Origin of the sequence: Pseudarthrobacter sp. SSS035, assembly GCF_023273875.1 — a bacterium.
In the GTDB taxonomy this organism is placed as follows: Bacteria; Actinomycetota; Actinomycetes; order Actinomycetales; family Micrococcaceae; genus Arthrobacter.
Genome location: NZ_CP096882.1, coordinates 2,783,848 through 2,800,982, shown reverse-complemented (window position 1 = coordinate 2,800,982; position 17,135 = coordinate 2,783,848). Strand labels below are relative to the sequence as shown.

General features: G+C 66.5%; 16 protein-coding genes. 6 read left to right on the top strand and 10 right to left on the bottom strand.

Annotated features, from left to right (window positions below):
* Window positions 1-20 precede the first annotated feature (20 nt).
* Complete coding sequence (locus tag MUN23_RS12935) at window positions 21-1,286, top strand: M20 family metallo-hydrolase (RefSeq protein WP_248758742.1); 1,266 nt, start codon at window positions 21-23, stop codon at window positions 1,284-1,286.
* The gene (locus MUN23_RS12930) at window positions 1,283-2,728 is read left to right on the top strand and encodes an amidase (RefSeq protein ID WP_248758741.1); all 1,446 of its coding nucleotides are present in this window, start codon (window positions 1,283-1,285) and stop codon (window positions 2,726-2,728) included. Before MUN23_RS12935 ends, MUN23_RS12930 begins: the two co-directional genes overlap by 4 nt.
* Window positions 2,729-2,770: 42 nt before the next feature.
* Here the strand turns inward: MUN23_RS12930 and MUN23_RS12925 are convergent, their stop codons facing one another.
* The 5 genes from MUN23_RS12925 to MUN23_RS12905 form a co-directional block, all read right to left on the bottom strand.
* Window positions 2,771-3,775 carry a Ppx/GppA phosphatase family protein gene (locus MUN23_RS12925; RefSeq protein ID WP_248758740.1) on the bottom strand — a complete coding sequence of 335 codons (1,005 nt, stop codon included), beginning with the start codon at window positions 3,773-3,775 and terminating at the stop codon, window positions 2,771-2,773.
* A 53-nt stretch (window positions 3,776-3,828) separates the two neighbouring features.
* On the bottom strand, window positions 3,829-4,281 hold the full coding sequence (locus tag MUN23_RS12920) for an SseB family protein (RefSeq protein ID WP_248758737.1): 453 nt from the start codon (window positions 4,279-4,281) through the stop codon (window positions 3,829-3,831).
* Between the two features lie 138 nt (window positions 4,282-4,419).
* Window positions 4,420-7,149: a type I DNA topoisomerase gene (gene topA / locus MUN23_RS12915; protein ID WP_248758736.1), complete on the bottom strand. Its 2,730-nt coding sequence runs from the start codon at window positions 7,147-7,149 to the stop codon at window positions 4,420-4,422.
* A gap of 156 nt (window positions 7,150-7,305) precedes the next feature.
* Window positions 7,306-9,033 carry a methyltransferase gene (locus tag MUN23_RS12910; RefSeq protein WP_248758735.1) on the bottom strand — a complete coding sequence of 576 codons (1,728 nt, stop codon included), beginning with the start codon at window positions 9,031-9,033 and terminating at the stop codon, window positions 7,306-7,308.
* Window positions 9,034-9,072: 39 nt separating this feature from the next.
* The gene (locus MUN23_RS12905; RefSeq protein WP_248758733.1) at window positions 9,073-9,855 is read right to left on the bottom strand and encodes a MerR family transcriptional regulator; all 783 of its coding nucleotides are present in this window, start codon (window positions 9,853-9,855) and stop codon (window positions 9,073-9,075) included.
* 137 nt (window positions 9,856-9,992) lie between these two features.
* Between MUN23_RS12905 and MUN23_RS12900 the strand changes: the two genes are divergently transcribed.
* Together MUN23_RS12900 and MUN23_RS12895 are read left to right on the top strand one after the other, a co-directional pair.
* On the top strand, window positions 9,993-10,433 hold the full coding sequence (locus MUN23_RS12900) for a hypothetical protein (protein WP_248758732.1): 441 nt from the start codon (window positions 9,993-9,995) through the stop codon (window positions 10,431-10,433).
* 77 nt (window positions 10,434-10,510) lie between these two features.
* The gene (locus MUN23_RS12895; protein ID WP_248758730.1) at window positions 10,511-11,107 is read left to right on the top strand and encodes a hypothetical protein; all 597 of its coding nucleotides are present in this window, start codon (window positions 10,511-10,513) and stop codon (window positions 11,105-11,107) included.
* A gap of 13 nt (window positions 11,108-11,120) precedes the next feature.
* Here MUN23_RS12895 and MUN23_RS12890 read toward each other — a convergent pair whose 3' ends face one another.
* The gene (locus MUN23_RS12890; protein WP_248758728.1) at window positions 11,121-12,014 is read right to left on the bottom strand and encodes a rhodanese-related sulfurtransferase; all 894 of its coding nucleotides are present in this window, start codon (window positions 12,012-12,014) and stop codon (window positions 11,121-11,123) included.
* A gap of 51 nt (window positions 12,015-12,065) precedes the next feature.
* Entirely contained in the window at window positions 12,066-12,524 is a 459-nt protein-coding gene (locus MUN23_RS12885) for a hypothetical protein (RefSeq protein ID WP_248758726.1), read from the bottom strand.
* Between the two features lie 95 nt (window positions 12,525-12,619).
* Between MUN23_RS12885 and MUN23_RS12880 the strand changes: the two genes are divergently transcribed.
* Window positions 12,620-13,312, top strand: a complete 693-nt coding sequence (locus MUN23_RS12880; RefSeq protein ID WP_248758724.1) for a GNAT family N-acetyltransferase — start codon at window positions 12,620-12,622, stop codon at window positions 13,310-13,312.
* A 27-nt stretch (window positions 13,313-13,339) separates the two neighbouring features.
* Window positions 13,340-15,769 carry a DEAD/DEAH box helicase gene (locus tag MUN23_RS12875; protein WP_248758722.1) on the top strand — a complete coding sequence of 810 codons (2,430 nt, stop codon included), beginning with the start codon at window positions 13,340-13,342 and terminating at the stop codon, window positions 15,767-15,769.
* On the opposite strand, the gene MUN23_RS12870 is transcribed toward MUN23_RS12875, so the two are convergent.
* From MUN23_RS12870 to MUN23_RS12860, 3 genes are read right to left on the bottom strand one after another with little or no spacing between them, the layout of a single operon-like run.
* Window positions 15,742-16,101 (bottom strand): Rv3654c family TadE-like protein, encoded by a 360-nt coding sequence (locus MUN23_RS12870; protein ID WP_248758721.1) that lies wholly within the window; start codon window positions 16,099-16,101, stop codon window positions 15,742-15,744. The genes MUN23_RS12875 and MUN23_RS12870 overlap by 28 nt on opposite strands.
* On the bottom strand, window positions 16,098-16,640 hold the full coding sequence (locus tag MUN23_RS12865; RefSeq protein WP_248758719.1) for a TadE family type IV pilus minor pilin: 543 nt from the start codon (window positions 16,638-16,640) through the stop codon (window positions 16,098-16,100). Before MUN23_RS12865 ends, MUN23_RS12870 begins: the two co-directional genes overlap by 4 nt.
* Complete coding sequence (locus MUN23_RS12860; protein ID WP_248758713.1) at window positions 16,637-16,999, bottom strand: DUF4244 domain-containing protein; 363 nt, start codon at window positions 16,997-16,999, stop codon at window positions 16,637-16,639. Before MUN23_RS12860 ends, MUN23_RS12865 begins: the two co-directional genes overlap by 4 nt.
* Window positions 17,000-17,135: the final 136 nt, after the last annotated feature.

Genomic DNA, 17,135 nt, shown 5'->3' with positions numbered 1-17,135 from the left:
CAACATATAAAGGACTTCCCATGAACTCAGCAGCATTCCTCCAAGACTTCCACCATGTGGCCACCATCGGCGCCACCTCCAACAATGGCGTAGACCGCCAAGCAGCCACGGCGGAGGATGCGCGGACACGCGACTGGTTCGCCGCCTGGGTGCGCGACGCCGGGTGGGAACTCCGGGTGGACGGAATTGGCAACATGTTCGGGCTGCTGGAGTGGACGCCCGGGGCACCGTATGTCCTGATCGGTTCGCATCTGGACAGCCAGCCGCTCGGCGGGCGCTTCGACGGAGCCTACGGTGTCATTGCCGCGATGCACGCGGCCCGGCGGGTTGATGCCGAGGTCGCGGAGGGCAGTGCTGCGCCCCGGTTCAATCTGGCGGTGGTGAACTGGTTCAACGAAGAGGGCGGCCGCTTCGCACCGAGCATCATGGGTAGTTCGGTCTTTGCGGGGCTCCTGCCGCGCGAACAGATGCTGGATGTCGCCGACCTGCAGGGGGTCACGGTCCGCGAGGCCCTGGACGGCATCGGGTACCTCGGCACGGACGAGGGGCCCGAGGTTGCGGGCTACGCGGAGATCCACATCGAGCAGGGCCGGATCCTGGAGCGGGAAGGGATGTCGATCGGCCTGGTGGACAGCAGCTGGTACACCCAGAAGCTGGACATCGAGGTGCTTGGAGAACAGTCACACACCGGCGCCACCGCCATGGCCGACCGCCACGACGCCCTCGTGGCAGCGTCCAAGATCATTCTTATGGTGCACGATGTCACGAAGGACTTCGCGGACGAGGCCCTCGTCTCGTCCGTGGGACAGCTGACACTGGAGCCGAACTCACCCATCGTGGTGGCGCGCCGCGTACACCTCGTGGCGGACCTCCGATCTGGCGATCCGGACATCGTCAAGGCAGCACGCGCCAAGCTCATCAAGGACATCGACGTGCTGGCACGCGAGCATGACATCAAGGTCAACATAAAGGACTTCGATATCCGCCCCATCCGCCGCTTCTCCGAGGCCGGCCTGGAACTCGCCGACAAAGTGGCGGCTGATCTGGGGCTCTCGGCGCGGCGGATCCAGACCATGGCCGGGCACGATTCCGTTGCCATGAACACGGTGGCACCGTCCGTGATGCTGTTCATCCCCAGCGTGGACGGCGTCTCGCACTGCGAACGGGAGTTCACCACGGACGCCGACATGGTTGTCGGTGTGGACATGCTCACCGGCGTGGCCCGTGAGCTTACCTGCGGGGCCCTCGCAGGGTCCTCCGCGCTGCCGGCGGAGGCGCTCGCATGACCGAACTGCACTACCTCGACGCCGCCACGGCCTTGCGGCTCTTCCGTGCCAGGGAGCTCTCTCCCGTGGAGCTCCTGGACGCGGTGATCGCGAGGACGGAAGCCGTCAACGGCCAGATCAACGCCCTGACCGAAACCCTCTTCGAAGAAGCGCTGCCCGCCGCACGTCAGGCAGCCGCGAAATACGCGCGTGGCCGGGACCTGACGCCGCTGCTGGGGCTGCCGGTCGCAGCAAAAGAAAAGCACGGGATCAAGGGACGCACCCTCTCGCAGGGACTGGTGGCCCGCAAGGACGAACTGGCGCAGGCGGACCATCCCGTCATCGACCGGATCCGCCGGGCGGGCGGAATCATCCACATGCGCACCACCACGCCGGAATACAGCTGCGCCACGGTCACCCACAGCCCGTTGTGGGGTGTCACCCGCAACCCGTGGGACCAGCGGTTTTCCCCAGGTGGCTCCTCGGGCGGCTCGGGGGCGGCCCTGGCGGCCGGGCTCACGCCGCTCGCCACCGCCTCCGACATCGCCGGCTCAACCCGGCTGCCGGCGTCGTTCACAGGAACCGTCGGCTACAAGGCACCCTACGGAAGGATTCCCGGCCTGGCCCCGCTCTCCGCGGACCACTACCGCGGCGACGGCCCGATGGCCCGGACTGTGGCGGACGCGGCCTTGCTGGCGAACGTCATGGCGGGCCGGCATCCCGGGGACCACACTTCCCTCGGCGACAGTCCGGCACTGTCCTGCCCTCCGGGTCCCGTTGCCACCGCTTCTGTGGCGGGCATGCGGATGGCACTGTGCATCCGGCTGGGGAATTACCCCGTGGCCGCGGACATAGAGGCCAACACCCGCGCCGTGGCCTCCGCCCTGCGCGCAGCCGGAGCTGTGGTGGAGGAGATCGAACTGCCCTGGACCACCGAAGATATCAGCGCAACGATGTTCACGCACTTTGGCTACCTCCTGGGCCCGGCCATGGAGGATGACACCGCAGCCGCACCGGAGCTGCTTGCTGCCTACACCCGACGCTTCATGGCGGACGCTCGCAAAGCTGCGGACGAAAACCGCTTCGTCGACGGCATCAGGGCGGAGACGCGCATCCAGGCTGAACTGGCCGCTGCGATGGCCGGCTTCGACGCCTTGATCTGCCCGGCCTCCGCCATTGCCGCGCTCGACGCTGACGGCATGTACCTTGACGGCATTGAAGCCGGCGAGGTGCATTTGGAACATTACTGGCAGGGCCACATGACGGCGCCGTTCAATATCGCCAACCGCTGCCCGGTGCTGGCCGTGCCGAGCGGAATGGCAGACTGTGGCATCCCCACCGGGGTACAGATTGTGGGCCACCCGTTCGACGACGCCACGGTCTTCGCCGTTGGCGCCGCCGTGGAAGCTGTGCGGCCCTGGGCAGCACGCCGTCCGGAGCTCTTGCTGATGAGTCACTCATAAGCCACGCGACCCCGCTGTCTGCGCCCTGGGCTAGCCCGGGTCTCAGGCCGGTGAAGCCTCGATCGTCTGGCGTGCCGCGGCGGGCTCCACGATATGCGGGGCCGGACCCAGCGGACCGGCGAAGACCAGCTGGTCGAGCCGGCGCAGGATCAGCCCTTCACGCAGCGCCCACGGGCAGATCCTGATCTTCTTGAACTTGAACATTTCCAAGGCAGCCTCGGCCACCAGAGCCCCGGCGAGCAGCTGGTGCGCGCGGGCCTCTGACACGCCCGGCAGAAAGAGCCGGTCCTCGGACTTCATGGCTGAAATGCGCTGCGCCCACACGCCCAGATCCGTGGCGTTAAGTGTGCGCTTCACGTAGGGCCCTGCGGCGCTCGGGGCTGCTCCGGCGACCCTGGCGAGCGACCTGAAGGTCTTGGAGGTTCCGGCCACAACGTTGGCGCGGCCCAGGCCGTCGAACTGCCTGACCGCCGGGGCGAGGGTGGCCCGGATGTAGCGGCGCAGCTCTTTGACGCTCTTGGCGGAAGGCGGGTCCTCAGCCAGCCAGTCGCGGGTCAGGCGGCTGGCGCCCAGCGGCACGGAAGTGGCCACTTCGGGCAGTTCGTCCTGCCCGAAGGCCATTTCGAAGGAGCCGCCTCCGATGTCCAGGTTCAGGATCGGTCCCGCACCCCAGCCGTACCAGCGGCGGACGGCGAAGAAGGTCATGGAGGCTTCTTCGCTGCCGGTCAGTTCCTGCAGGGTGACAGTGGTTTCGTGCTTGACCCGGGCCAGCACGGCAGGGCCGTTAGTGGCTTCACGGATGGCAGACGTACAGAAAGCCAGAAGGTCGTCCGCTTTGTGCCTGGCGGCAAACTCCCAGGCTTCAAGGACGAATTCGGTCAGCTCGTGCTGCCCTTCGTCGGTGATGTTGCCGTCGGTATCCAGGTATTGGACCAGGGATATGGGCCGTTTGTGCGACGCGAAAGGCACCGGACGCGCGCCAGGGTGGGCATCCACCAGGAGAAGGTGGACAGTGTTTGACCCGATATCGAGGACGCCTAGCCGCATCCTGCCATTATTCCCCTGCCCCGGCCCTCACTTACAACCCTGCGCAAAAGATGTCAGTTTGCGGAGGCGTCCTCGGGTGCGCCGTCGGGAAGCTCATCCGCCCGCTTGAAGTCGCGCTTGATGTTGGCTACGCCCTCCGGGTTGATCTCAAACCCGTATGCAGCGCCGGGGTTGATCACCATGCCCAATTCCTCGCCAATGTTGGCGATGATGGCTGCACCCTGGGTCCCCAGGACGTTCGGGGCCGCCTCAAGATACTGCTCGTCAACGCGGCTGGGGTGCGAGAACACCGCAAGGACGGGCTCGCCGTCGGCGTTCGCCAATACCAGCGGCTCCACCTGGGAATCCTCCCCTTCGATGCCGTCGGTGCTGATGACGTAGACCTCGCTGTTGAGGAAGGACAGGATGACGTCCACCGGGCTGCCCTCGGGCTGGCCGCCCAGGGCGAGCTTCTCTTCGAGGTCGTTGAGCGGCGTGAGATCGGCTGTGCCGGGCTGTTCAGTCATGTATCTACTCGACCACGTTGTGCCCGGCACCGCAATTCCGAGGATGACACACGGGCCGGGATGGGAGGAATCCGGCAGCGTGCGTCTAAGCGAGGAACGAGCGAGCACGCCGAGGATTTCTGCCATCCCGGTCCTGACTTACTTCTTGGCCGGGGCCTTCTTCTTTGCCGGGGCCTTGCGGGCCGTTGTGGTGCGCTTGACCGGACCCTTGGCCCGCTTCTCGGCGAGGAGTTCAATGGCCTGTTCGCGGGTCAGTTCCTCCAAGGATGTGGACCGCGGGACGGTGATGTTGGTGATGCCGTCGGTGATGTACGGGCCGAAGCGGCCTTCCTTGACCACGATGTTCTTCTCGGAAACGGGGTCCGGTCCGAACTCGGCCAGCGGCGCCACGGCGGCACGGGCGCCGCGCTGCTTGGGCTGGGAGTAGATGTCCAGTGCCTGCTCCAGCGTGATGGTGAAGATTTCCTCTTCGGTGCCGATGGAGCGGGAGTCCGTGCCCTTCTTCAGGTACGGGCCGAAGCGGCCGTTCTGCACCGTGATGAGGTTGCCTTCGGCGTCCTCACCCAGGGCGCGGGGCAGGCTCATCAGCTGCAGCGCTTCGTCCAGGGTCACGGAATCCACGGTCATGGACGCGAACAGCGAACCGGTGCGCGGCTTGGCCTTGACGGGCTTCTTCGGCGGCTTCGGCTTGCCGTTCTTGTAGTACTCCACGGGCTGGTTGGCCAGCTGTTCCTCGGTCATCTCGGGGATGACTTCGGTGACGTACGCGCCGTAGCGGCCATTCTTGGCCACAACGCTGTGCCCGGTGTGGGGGTCGTCGCCGAGGACGCGTTCTTCCGGCGCAGCCGTTTCCATGAGCTCGATGGCCTTCGCCGCCGTCAGTTCGTCCGGTGCCAGGTCCTCGGGGACGTTGGCGCGGGAGTTCTCCACGATTTCGCCGGTCTTGGCGTCCACCGTGGCAGCGGAGCTTTCCAGGTACGGGCCGAATTTGCCCACCCGCAGAGTGATGTCATCCGTGATGGGAATGGAGTTGATTTCCCGGGCGTCGATCTCGCCCAGGTTGTTCACGATGCTGAGCAGGCCCGGATCGGAATCTTCACCGTAGTAGAAGTGCTTGAGCCAGGCGGATCCAACGGCCTGGCCGTTGGCGATCTTATCCAGGTCGCCTTCCATGTCCGCCGTGAACTCGTAGTCCACATAGTCCGTGAAGTGCTGCTCGAGCAGGCGGATCACGGAGAACGCGATCCAGCTGGGCACCAGCGCGGAACCCTGCTTCCGGACGTAGCCGCGGTCCTGGATGGTGGAGATGGTGGAGGCATAGGTTGACGGTCGGCCGATGCCCTTCTTCTCCAGCTCGGCGGTCAGCGAAGCTTCGGTGAAGCGCGGAGGCGGCGAGGTCTCGTGGCCCACGGCCACAATGTCCGACGCCGTGAGGGCATCGTCCTTGGCCACGTTCGGCAGCCGCCGGGCTTCGTCGGAGTCGTCGTCCCCGCGGCTTTCGTCCTTGCCTTCTTCATAGGCGGCCAGGAAGCCCGGGAAGGTGATGACGGTACCGGAGGCGGAGAACTCAGCGTCCCGGCCATCGGTGGCCACGGCACCCAGGCGGATGGTCGCCGTCGAGCCCTTGGCGTCACCCATCTGGGATGCGACGGTGCGCTTCCAGATCAGTTCGTACAGGCGGAACTCGTCGCCGGAGAGCTGTTTGGCCACCTGCGCGGGGGTGCGGAAGGAGTCACCGGCGGGGCGGATGGCCTCGTGGGCTTCCTGCGCATTTGCAGCCTTGCTGGTGTACATGCGGGGCGACGCCGGGATGTACTCCGGGCCGTACAGCTCGGAGGCCTGGCGGCGGGCGGCCGTGACGGCTTCGTCGCTCAGCGCCGAGGAGTCGGTACGCATATAGGTGATGTAGCCGTTTTCGTACAGCCGCTGGGCCACCTGCATGGTGCTCTTTGAGGAGAAGCGGAGCTTGCGGCCGGCCTCCTGCTGCAGCGTGGACGTGGTGAACGGCGCGGCCGGACGGCGTGTGTACGGCTTGGTGTCCACGGACCGGACGCGGAAGTCCGCATCCTGGAGACCGGCGGCCAGCGAGGTGGCGAGTTCCTCGTTGAGGTGCGCCGCATTGCGCGAGGTGAGCACGCCGTCGTCGTTGAAGTCCCGGCCCGAAGCGACCTTGGCCCCGTCAACCGCAGCGAGTTTCGCCTTGAACGAACCGGCGCCTGCCCCGAACTGGCCCGTCAGGTCCCAGTACGAGGCGGCCTTGAAGGCCATGCGTTCGCGTTCACGGTCCACCACCATGCGGGTGACCACGGACTGCACGCGCCCGGCGGACAGGCCGCGGGCAACCTTGCGCCACAGCACTGGGGAAATCTCGTAGCCGTAGAGCCGGTCCAGGACGCGGCGGGTTTCCTGCGCGTCCACCAGGGCCGTATCAACATCGCGCAGGTTGTCCATGGCGCGGTGGATGGCTTCCTTGGTGATTTCGCCGAACGTCATCCGGTACACCGGGACCTTGGGCTTAAGCACTTCCAGCAGGTGCCACGCGATGGCCTCGCCCTCGCGGTCCCCATCGGTTGCGAGATAGAGGGCGTCGGCATCCTTGAGCGCGGCCTTCAGCTCGGTGACCTTTTTACGCTTGTCCGCGGACACCACGTAATACGGTTTGAAGTCGTTTTCGATGTCGACGGCGAACTTGCCCACCGAGGTTTTCTTCAGTTCTGCAGGAAGCTCAGACGGCTGCGGCAGGTCGCGGATGTGACCAATGGAGGCCTCTACGATGAAGCCCTCGCCGAGGTACTTGGCGATGGTCTTGCTCTTGGCCGGAGACTCCACAATCACGAGTTTCTTGCCTGTTTTGGCCTTGCTTGGCACGGTGCTCCTACAGAAAAAGGTTGCTCGGGCAGATGAGCCCATATTGGCCTAGTTCACCATATTTTGGACAATAGTGCGCATTCATGTGGAAAACCAGTTGACTCATCAGGCACATCCGGGATCCCGATGTGGGGTGTTCCGGGGCCCGCCGAACCACTATTCAGCAGGCTCGGAAGGAACCAGGAAACCGTCGCTGACCAGGTTCGCGACGTCGTCGAGCAACCCGGTCCGGAACGCGTCGCCGTCGAACCCGTCCTCCCCGGCGAGGCTCCCGCCGAGCAGCGCGGCAAGGGCTCCGATGATCTGGCCGACGGAGAGGTCACCGTCGCACGCGGAGACAAATCCGGCGAGTTCGGTGCTGAGCAGATTGGTCCGGCGCAGGCCCGCACCCTGGCGCAGCAGGATCACGCCGGGGTGCTCGGCGCCGGGGCGCTGATGGCGCTCCTCCGTGACGTCGTCCGCCACGAGCAGGTGCGCGTCCGCCAGGCTGTTGGCGGCCAGCCAGTCGGAACGCTCGACGGCGGCGCCCAGGTGGGGCCCGATGGGCTGCTCAATGGGGTACGTGATTTCCTCGAAACGGCTGATGGAGGCGGCGGGTCGTCCCGCCGTCGGCCGGCGCAGCCAGATCATCCCGAAGCCGATCCCCGCCACGTTCCGGGAAGCGAAGTCCGCCAGGTAGGCGGCGTAGGCGTCCCGGTAATGCATCCGGTCGCGGGATTCGGACGCGTCCTGCAGCCACGTTTCGGCGTACTGCTCCGGGCCCACCTGCTCGCGCTGGATGAACCAGGCATCCGCGTCCGGACCGATCCAGCTCTTGGGCCGCTCGTACCACTCGGTCCCCGCGGGAATTTCCCAGTTGCCCAGCAGCTGCGCGGTGCCGCCCGGGGCCAGGGCACCGAGCAGCGCCGCCACGAGCGAGGACACAATGTCATCGCCGGGCAGGCCGCCGTCACGGTAGGTGAACTGCCCGGACGCGGCTTCGCCCAGGGTCCGCGGGGTGATGACGAACGGCGGGTTGGATACCACCAGTTCGAATTCCTCCCCCGCCACCGGCTCCAGGAGCGACCCCAGCCGAAGGCTCACCCGGTCCTCCAGGTGCTCCGGGTCCAGGTGCAGGGCCTCGGCATTAAGGAGGAGATTAAACCGGGTGAAGGCCAGCGCCCGCGTTGAGATGTCCGTTGCCGTCACGTGCTCGGCATGGTGCAGGAGGTGGAAGGACTGGATGCCGCAGCCCGTACCCAGGTCCAGGGCCTTGGCGACGTGGCGGCGGACGGTGGTCTGCACCAGCGTGGTGGACGCCTGCCCGATGCCCAGCACGTGGTCGTGCCGCAGCACGCCGGCCTGCTGGTGCGCGGCGAGGTCGCTGGCCACCCAGAGCTCGGCGCCTCCGCTGCCGTCCTCATTGGCGTCCCAGCCGTACGGCCGCAGATCCGCCTTTGCCTGTAGCACGTCCGCGCCCACGGCAGCGCCGGGCAGCTCAGGGCCGGGCCGATCTGGGCCGGGCACGGGCTCGAGCAGCCCCAGCTCGATCAGGCCGTCGGCCCGTACTCTCGGCAGGGCGGCGTCGAGCGTTTCCCGCGTCTGCGGTTCCGCCAGGAGCCAGAGACGCACGACGGCGGCGAGCGCCGCCGTCGTCTTCTCACCGTTCGCTGCGCCACTCTCTGCGGCATCATTCTGGAGGGCAGGTTCGGTGGCCAGCAGCGCCGGGATGATCTGGTCCCGGTTCAGCGCGCGGTAGGCCGACTCGCCCAGCAGCCCGGCCACGCCGTCAAGCGTGTAGTCCACCCGGCGCAGGTCCGCGGCGAGCGCCGTCAGCAGCCCGGGGAGGTCGCTGCGCGGGGCATCGGGGGTGTTGCCGGCCAGGAAAAGCGTGGAATCAGTCACCGCCCAAGTCTATTGGCGGGCACGCTTCCTCCTGACGGGCTACAGGTTCTCCGCCGCGTAGATCTTCAGGGCATCCCGGACGAAGCCGGCACCGTCCGCGCCGCCGTAGTTCTTGGCGAACCGAGGGTCAGCAACGTACATTTCGCCGAGTCCGGTGACGTATGCCTGGACGTCAGCGTTGCCCTTGCGGTCAGCCTGGCCGCGGGCGTCCGACGCCGGGGTGCCCGGGATGCCGGTCAGCCATTCGACGTGCCGCCTCGCGATGGCCTGGGCCTCCGCGCTGTCCGGTGCGATACCCGCCGTGGCGGCGGCGATCCAGTCCTCGCCCAGCTGCTGCGAGCGCTGCTTCCACGCGGCCTTCTCCTCGGTGCTCATGCCGCGCCACCACGAATCCCCCTTCGCGTAGGCGTCCTTGCCCCAGCGTTCCTCCACTTCGTCCTTGTACTGCGTGTGGTCGAAACCGTTGAACATGTCTTCTGCCATGATTTCGCCACCTCCTTTCACTGCTTCGATGGTTTGGGTGACCGACGCGATCTGCCGCGCCAGCCTGTCCTGTTCCTGCTTCAGCCATTCGAGATGCCCGGTGAGCGCCTTCGCTGCGTCCGCTTCGTCGTCGAGCACCTGGCTGATCACCGGCAGGCCCAGCCCCAGCCCGCGCAGGAGCAGGATGCGCTGGAGCTGCACCATCGCCGCCTGGTTGTAGTAGCGGTAACCGTTGTGGCCGGTGCGGCTGGGCTTGAGCAGGCCGATGTCGTCATAGTGCCGCAGCGTCCTGCTGGTGGTCCCGGCGATCCGGGCGATGTCCTGGATGGACCAGTCCATGTGTCCTCCTTCCTGCTCTGTTGCGGGATGGTCCGGACGTTCTGGTCCGGCTGATGGTTCAACGATAAATGTTGACGTAGCGTCAAGGTCAAGGGACTGAATCACGGAGCACAGATGGCGCCGGGTAAGTTGGAAGCATGGTTCCGTTTCCTTCCTCCATGCCGCGTGCCCTCTCCGCTGTGGCTGCAGCAGCTGTCCTCCTGGGTGTCTCGGGCTGCGCGCAGCAGCTTTCGGTGGAGAACGCGGATGTGCCGGCCTGGAAAGCCACGGCGATGCCGTCGGCCAGCGGCATTGTTGCCGAGGATTCCGGCAAGATTCTCAACGCCCAGCCCATTGACCATACGGAGAACGTGCCGGCAGGCAAGTACACGCTGACACTCGTCTGCGAAGGCGGCGGCAAGGCCTTCCTGGCAGTGCGGTCCGGCGGCAAGGAACTCGCCGACCTCGGGGCCGCCTGCTACGGCACGCCGGAGTCCCGCAAAATCACGCTCCCGGAATCCGGACCGCTGGAGCTCAGCGCCTCCAGCGTCGACGCACCGCTGATCTACGCCTACCAGCTGGTAAGCAGCAGCCCCTAACCCCCTCCCCTGACCAGCCTCCCCCGCACTTCCTCGAGGCTCTGGATTGGGGTCCGTGCCGGGCATAGAGTCGGAATATGCCCGCAAGCCAGGGGGCGCCGCCGCCCCGCAGGGCGGTACTTCGTCCGGGCACTTGCCCGTCCCGGTCAGTCTCCGTGCGCACCCGGGTGAGGGCCGCCGTCGTACTCTGGACGGCGGGCGCACTCGTTGCCGGAACTGCGCTCACCGGATGTGAATACACGTACGACGAAGGGTGGCGGCCGGCCGAGAACGCCCCGTCCGCGCCGGAGGTGACCGAGCCGGGGCCACGCGCTGAGCTGTGGCGGAACGATCCCGTCAGCGAGGCTGAAATGGAGGCCTGGTTGACGGAGTCCCAGGTGGGGCCCGGCCTGCAGGTGGCGCATAGGACATTCGGCCTGTTGCGCGCGGAGGAAATCCGAACGGACGCGACGGCGCCCCTCCCCGCCGGAACCTACGTCCTGGTGCTGGTGTGCCGGAGCCAGCGGCGCGTCGACTTCAAAGTCCGCAATGACGAATTCACCATGGTGGACCTCAGCCTGCGCTGCGGATCGCGGCGCGAAAGCGTGATCTACCTGTCCAAGGAAACGGTGCTGCATTTCCAGGTCGAAGCGCCGTCCCCCGCCAATTTCGCCTTCCGGCTGGCCCGGCTCTGAACCGTGCGAGCCGTCAGGCCGCGCAGCCTTCGGGGCAGCGCAGCGTCTCCGGACTGGCGGCACACTCGGTGCAGTACAAGGTCAGTGTGCGGCAGCTCAGGTTGGAGCAGTTCTCGAACTTGCTGGTGGGCGCGGCACAGCGGACGCACTCACCGATGGTCTTGGCGTCCTCGCTGAATTCCAGGTGCATGCGCTTGTCGAACACGTACAGCGAGCCTTCCCAGAGGCCCTGGTCCTTGAACGTTTCGCCGTAGCGGACGATGCCGCCGTCGAGCTGGTACACCTGCTTGAAACCGCGGTTCACCATCAGGCTGGAGAGCACCTCGCAGCGGATGCCGCCGGTGCAGTAGGTGACCACCGGTTTGTCCTTGAGGGCGTCGTACTTGCCGGAGTCGAGCTCCTTGATGAAATCGTGGGTGGTGGCCACGTCCGGGACGATCGCGTCCTTGAACTTGCCGATCTGGGCCTCGAAGGCGTTGCGGCCGTCGAAGAACACCACGTCCTCGCCGGCCTGTTTCGTGGCTTCCACCAGTTCATGGAGTTCCTCGGGCTTGAGATGGGTGCCGCCGCCCACCACACCGTGCTCATCCACCTTGAGTTCGCCGGGCGCGCCGAAGGAGACGATCTCGTCCCGGACCTTAACGCTCAGCCGAGGGAAGTCCTCCGCGCCGCCGTCGGACCATTTCACGTCGATGCCGTGGAAGCCCTTGTATTCGCGGGTGGTCTTCACGTACTGCTTGACGGCGCCGATTTCGCCGCCCACCGTGGCGTTGATGCCGTCCTTGGAAAGGAGGATGCGTCCGGTCAGCCCGAGTTTTTCGCACAGGGCACGCTGCCAGAGCCGCACCGCGTCCGGATCAGCGATGGGAGTAAAGCCGTAAAAGAGCACAATTCGGTTCAAAGCCACGTATTTAAGGGTACTGGGTTGCCGGGCACCGGTCCCGCCCGGTGGCCGGGGCTAAGGTTGGCCCGCCGCGATAGCGGCGTCGCGCCTGTTCAGGGCAGTTTCGGCCGCCCGATAGCCCATAACGACGACGGCGAAGGGCACCGCGGTTGCCGTCACGGCGGCCGCGAAAGCATCAGCGCCATTGTTGAGGGCGAGTTCCGCCGCACCGTCACCAACGAGGCGCGGCACCACAAACAGGACCACGGCAGTAAGAAAACCACCAGGTCCCGGCCGGTGCGCTCCTTCGGGCTCGGAGCGCGAACCCAAAAAGTCGAGCGGGCGCTTCAAATTCCGGTAGGTCAGTGCGCCGGCCACCAGCGGGATGAGCCCGCAGGCAAGCCAGACCCAGTAAGCCACGCCCGTGGCCGTCTCCCAATACCTGGCGCCGCCCACCATGGCCACCATTAAGGCGACGCAGACCAGCAGGGACCGCGGAAAGGTGTTCTTGGACAGTTCCTTGGCGGCGGGCATTCGGTCAGTCTTGTCCTGTCACGATTGCATAAGCAAGTCACATCGGGGGCACCCTACCCCTGTTGCTTGTGTCGGGGCTGGAATACTCTCATGACATGAGTCCGGACGCCTTGGTTGAAGACATCACGCGCCTTCTTGAAGTCTGGGTAGCTGGCTGGGCCGGCTGCCGCGGTTACCAGACAACGGTTGAGGGCCGATTCCCCGCCGCACTGCGGGCCGACACCACCGGGGAATGGGAATACTTCGCCCATGACCCCTCCGCTGACGAGTTCGCGGCCCTGGCTGCGAAGACTGCCGAGGCACCGCCGAGGGTCCTGACCATCCTCACCAACGACGTTGCCCGTTTCACGGCGCTGGCCCAAAAACACGGGCTGAACGTCACGTCCGCATCGCAGGCCATGATGATTGTGGACATGGCCACCCAGGACACGGAGGATCCCTGGCTCTCCGACGACGATTTGAACCTGGTCACCTCCGAACTTGACGGCGTCCACCACGCGGTGGTCCGATCGGGTGACACGGTGGCGGCGAGCGGCAGGGTTTTTGTGGTGGGCGAGACAGCGGTGTTCGACAAGATTGTGGTCCAACCCGCGTTCCAGCGCCGCGGCCTGGGCAGCTTCATCATGAAGGCCCTTGCGGCGCAGGCCATCGGACCGGATGTGGAGAACGGCCTGCTGCTGGCCTCCATCGACGGCCAGAAGCTGTACTCCCACCTGGGATGGTCCACTGTTTGCCGCGTGCTTTTGTTGTCCACCTCCGATGAGGGTGCTGACCTTTCCGTGGGGTGATTTTTCCCCGGGTGAAAGAATGTTGGGGTGAACCCCCATGACTCCCTGATTCCATTGCTGGGCCGAGGCCCGGACCCGGAACAGCTGCGTCATGTCCGCACCATCCCAGCCCGGCAGGCAGTCCACGCACCGTGGCCAACGTGGGCACACCCGGATCTGGTGGCCGCTTACGGCTCCCTGGGCATCCACGAGCCGTACCGGCACCAGATCCAGGCCGCCAACTTGGCCCACGGCGGCGAGCACGTGGTCATCGCCACCGGCACGGCCTCCGGAAAGTCCCTGGCCTACCAACTGCCGGCGCTGGACGCCATCCACCGCTCCGAGCTGCGCGTCCTGTCCGAACCGGGAAAGATCCACGACGACGGCGCCGTGACGCTCTATCTCTCCCCCACGAAGGCACTCGCTGCCGACCAGCTCGCAGCCATCCGTTCCCTGAGTCTGCCCACCGTACGGGCCGAGACGTACGACGGCGATACCGACCCCGCGTCCCGCCGGTGGATCCGGGACCACGCCAACTTCATCCTCGCGAATCCGGACATGCTCCACTTTGGCATCCTCCCCAATCACGCCTGGTGGGCCAGCTTCTTCCGGCGGCTGCGGTACGTGATCGTGGATGAGGCCCACAGCTACCGCGGGGTGTTCGGCTCGCACGTCGCCAACCTGATGCGCCGGCTGCGACGCATCAGCGCGTACTACGGTGCCGGGACCACCCACCCCGGGCCGGTGTTCATCGCCGCCTCAGCCACGGCTTCCGAGCCAGGCACATCCTTCGGCCGCCTGATCGGGGCGCCGGTCCGGGCCGTTGCCGAGGACTGCTCGCCGCACGGTTCCACTACGGTGGCTTTCTGGGAGCCTGCGCTGACCGACCTCAAGGGCGAGAACGGCGCCAGGGAACGCCGCACCGCCGTTGCTGAAACGGCCGATCTGCTGGCGAACCTGGTCTCGTCCCGCATCCGGACCATCGCCTTCATCAAGTCCCGCCGCGGAGCGGAGACAATCGCTTCGATCACCAAGCGCCTTCTGGACGAGGTGGACCCCAGTCTGCCCCAGCGCGTGGCCGCCTACCGTTCCGGCTACCTTCCGGAAGAACGCCGGGCCCTGGAAAAGGCACTCCGCTCCGGCGAGCTGCTGGGTGTCTCCAGCACGTCCGCCCTGGAACTGGGCATCGACATTTCCGGGCTGGATGCCGTCCTGGTCGCGGGCTGGCCAGGCACTAGGGCGTCGCTGTTCCAGCAGATCGGCCGGGCCGGGCGCGCGGGCCAGGATGCGATTGCCGCGTTTGTGGCCAGCGATGATCCACTCGACACCTACCTGGTGAACCATCCCGAGGCGATTTTCGATGTGTCGGTGGAGGCGACCGTCTTTGATCCCTCCAATCCCTACGTGCTGGGGCCCCATCTTTGTGCCGCCGCCGCGGAGCTTCCGCTGGGCGTGGCTGAGCTGGGCCTGTTCGGCGGCACGGCAGAGAAGTTGTTGGGGCAGCTCGTGGCGCAGGGCTATTTGCGCCGCCGGCCTGCGGGCTGGTTCTGGACGCACTCCCAGAGCGCTGCGGCCATGGTGAACCTTCGCGCCGACGGAGGCGGACCGGTGAGCATCGTTGACGCCGACACCGGTTCCCTGCTCGGGACCATGGATTCGCCCCAGACGCACTACCAGGCGCACACAGGTGCCATCTATGTGCACCAGGGCGACAGCTATGTGGTGGAGGACCTGAATGAAGACGACCACTGCGTGGTGGTCCGGCGCGCCAACCCCGACTACTACACAACGGCCCGGGACGTGACCCAGATCGAAGTGCTCGAAACACTCCGGACCGAGCACTGGGGCGATATCGCCGTCCACTTCGGCGATGTGAAAGTGACAACACAGGTGGTTTCCTTTCAGCGCAAGGCCTTGATTTCAAACGAAATCCTGGGCGAGGAGCCGCTGGAGCTGGGCGCCCGGGACCTGTTTACGAAGGCCGTCTGGTTTGTGGTTGAGAACCGTTCGCTGACGGGCGCCGGGCTCATCGAGGCGCAGTTCCCGGGGGCCCTGCACGCCGCCGAACACGCAGCGATCGGCCTGCTGCCGCTCGTGGCCTCCAGCGACCGCTGGGACATCGGCGGAGTATCCACCGCAATCCACGCCGACACCGGCGTGCCCACCATCTTTGTGTACGACGGCCACCCCGGTGGTGCCGGCTTTGCCGAACGCGGCTTCGACAAGGCAAAGGTGTGGCTCTCGGCGACGCGCGACGCCATCAAGGCGTGTGAATGCGAGGCGGGCTGCCCGTCCTGCGTCCAGTCCCCCAAATGTGGGAACAAGAACAATCCGCTGGACAAGGCTGCCGCCGTCACGCTCATCGACGTCCTCCTCAAAGATGCGCGCGAAATGCCTCTCCGCAGTGCGGAATTCCTGCCGAGCACGGAGCCGTTCAGCACCACAGCCGCTCAGGGCGGCGGTCCGGCCCGCGACTGACCGGTGGCGGCGCCAACCAGTGTGCGTGCATTCAGCTCCGTTCGGACCCTGACGGTCTGGCCGGCCCCTTCCGTACAGCTGACGAGTGCCGCATCATGGCGGGCTGCTACCTCGGCGGCCACGGTGCAGGGGTCTCCGGACGTGATCCCGCGCAGGGCATCGGCCGCGGCAAGGGCAGCGAGGTCCGCCGCTGCCGCTGCCCTGCTGGCCATCACCGCGGACTGGGCGAACAACAACATCAGGGCCATCGCCATGATGACAACCAGCGCCAGTCCCGCAGCCAGCACTGTCCCCGAACCGCGCTCCGGATTGTCCCGGAATTGCCTGTTCACAACGGCGCCTCCTCCGGGGCCCCGACCGGCTCCAACCCCGGATTGGCCGCGGCAGCTGGCGTTTCGCTCCGCGTGGTGGCCTTGGCCGTGAGCGTCCAGGGCACAGTTGCCCCCAGTGGCCCGCCCACACCGTCGGCCACCGTAACGCTGAGCCACTCACCTTCAGTCCCGACAGACGCCGTTGCCGACGTCCCCGCCAAGGTCCTGACGATCCCCTGCACGGAAGCCGCGTCCTCGCCACGGGCCAGCGCCCTGGCGCCGGCCCGCGCCGCCTCCTCGAGCCTGAGCTGCGTGACGCCCGCGGAGGCTCCCGCCAGGAGCAGTGCGAGGAGCAACAGTACTGCCGGCAGCGCTACCGCGAACTCCGCCGTCACGGCGCCGTGGGCAGTCCCCGGCCCACGGCGCCAGCGACGGAACCGGCGACGTAACGCCGCCGCCGGTCCCAGCGCCCCGCGGGTTTCCACGCCCTGGTTCCGGCAGCGGCCACAGCGGCTGCTCCGGTCATCGGCCCGTGGCAGCGCTGCCGGCGGCAGACTCATGGCAAGGCCAGCGCCGTGCGGATGAGGTTCAGCAGGAATCCGCGCACTTCGTCGCTGCGGAGAATGAAGACGAGAAGTCCGGCGAAGCCAACCGCGGCAAGGGTGGCTATGGCGTATTCGGCCGTCGCCATTCCGGCCTCTGAAGCTGTGAGCCGGGGCCGGCGCGTTTTCGCCTCGCTGGCACCGGGGTAAAGCTCCACGACGTTGCCAGCGGCCTCTGGGGCCTCCTCCCGTTGGCAGGTACAAGCGCCCAGTCCTGCAGTGGCAAGTACTACGGAGTCCCATGCGGGGGTACCCGCAACTCCCGTGCTGAGCTCCGGCGCAGGGGCGGCGGAAAGGCTGTTTTGGATGATAGTCATGGTGACGGTTTCCCTTCTGTGCTCCGGCCGAGTTGCCGGCTGATTTCGACTCTTCCCGGCTCCGCAGATCTCGGTAAGTGCAAACATCCCGTAAGTGGATAAGCGCCGCTTTGAGCGGATTGTGGAGGACGGGACG

What these genes read in the sequence shown, in the direction of transcription:
- MUN23_RS12865 (WP_248758719.1), bottom strand. Translation starts at nt 16,640, where the DNA reads ATGAGTCTGCCGCCGGCAGCGCTGCCACGGGCCGATGACCGGAGCAGC.
- MUN23_RS12885 (WP_248758726.1), bottom strand. Translation starts at nt 12,524, where the DNA reads ATGCCCGCCGCCAAGGAACTGTCCAAGAACACCTTTCCGCGGTCCCTG.
- MUN23_RS12905 (WP_248758733.1), bottom strand. Translation starts at nt 9,855, where the DNA reads ATGGACTGGTCCATCCAGGACATCGCCCGGATCGCCGGGACCACCAGC.
- MUN23_RS12895 (WP_248758730.1), top strand. Translation starts at nt 10,511, where the DNA reads ATGCCCGCAAGCCAGGGGGCGCCGCCGCCCCGCAGGGCGGTACTTCGT.
- MUN23_RS12930 (WP_248758741.1), top strand. Translation starts at nt 1,283, where the DNA reads ATGACCGAACTGCACTACCTCGACGCCGCCACGGCCTTGCGGCTCTTC.
- MUN23_RS12880 (WP_248758724.1), top strand. Translation starts at nt 12,620, where the DNA reads ATGAGTCCGGACGCCTTGGTTGAAGACATCACGCGCCTTCTTGAAGTC.
- MUN23_RS12925 (WP_248758740.1), bottom strand. Translation starts at nt 3,775, where the DNA reads ATGCGGCTAGGCGTCCTCGATATCGGGTCAAACACTGTCCACCTTCTC.
- MUN23_RS12935 (WP_248758742.1), top strand. Translation starts at nt 21, where the DNA reads ATGAACTCAGCAGCATTCCTCCAAGACTTCCACCATGTGGCCACCATC.
- MUN23_RS12900 (WP_248758732.1), top strand. Translation starts at nt 9,993, where the DNA reads ATGGTTCCGTTTCCTTCCTCCATGCCGCGTGCCCTCTCCGCTGTGGCT.
- MUN23_RS12860 (WP_248758713.1), bottom strand. Translation starts at nt 16,999, where the DNA reads ATGACTATCATCCAAAACAGCCTTTCCGCCGCCCCTGCGCCGGAGCTC.
- MUN23_RS12920 (WP_248758737.1), bottom strand. Translation starts at nt 4,281, where the DNA reads ATGACTGAACAGCCCGGCACAGCCGATCTCACGCCGCTCAACGACCTC.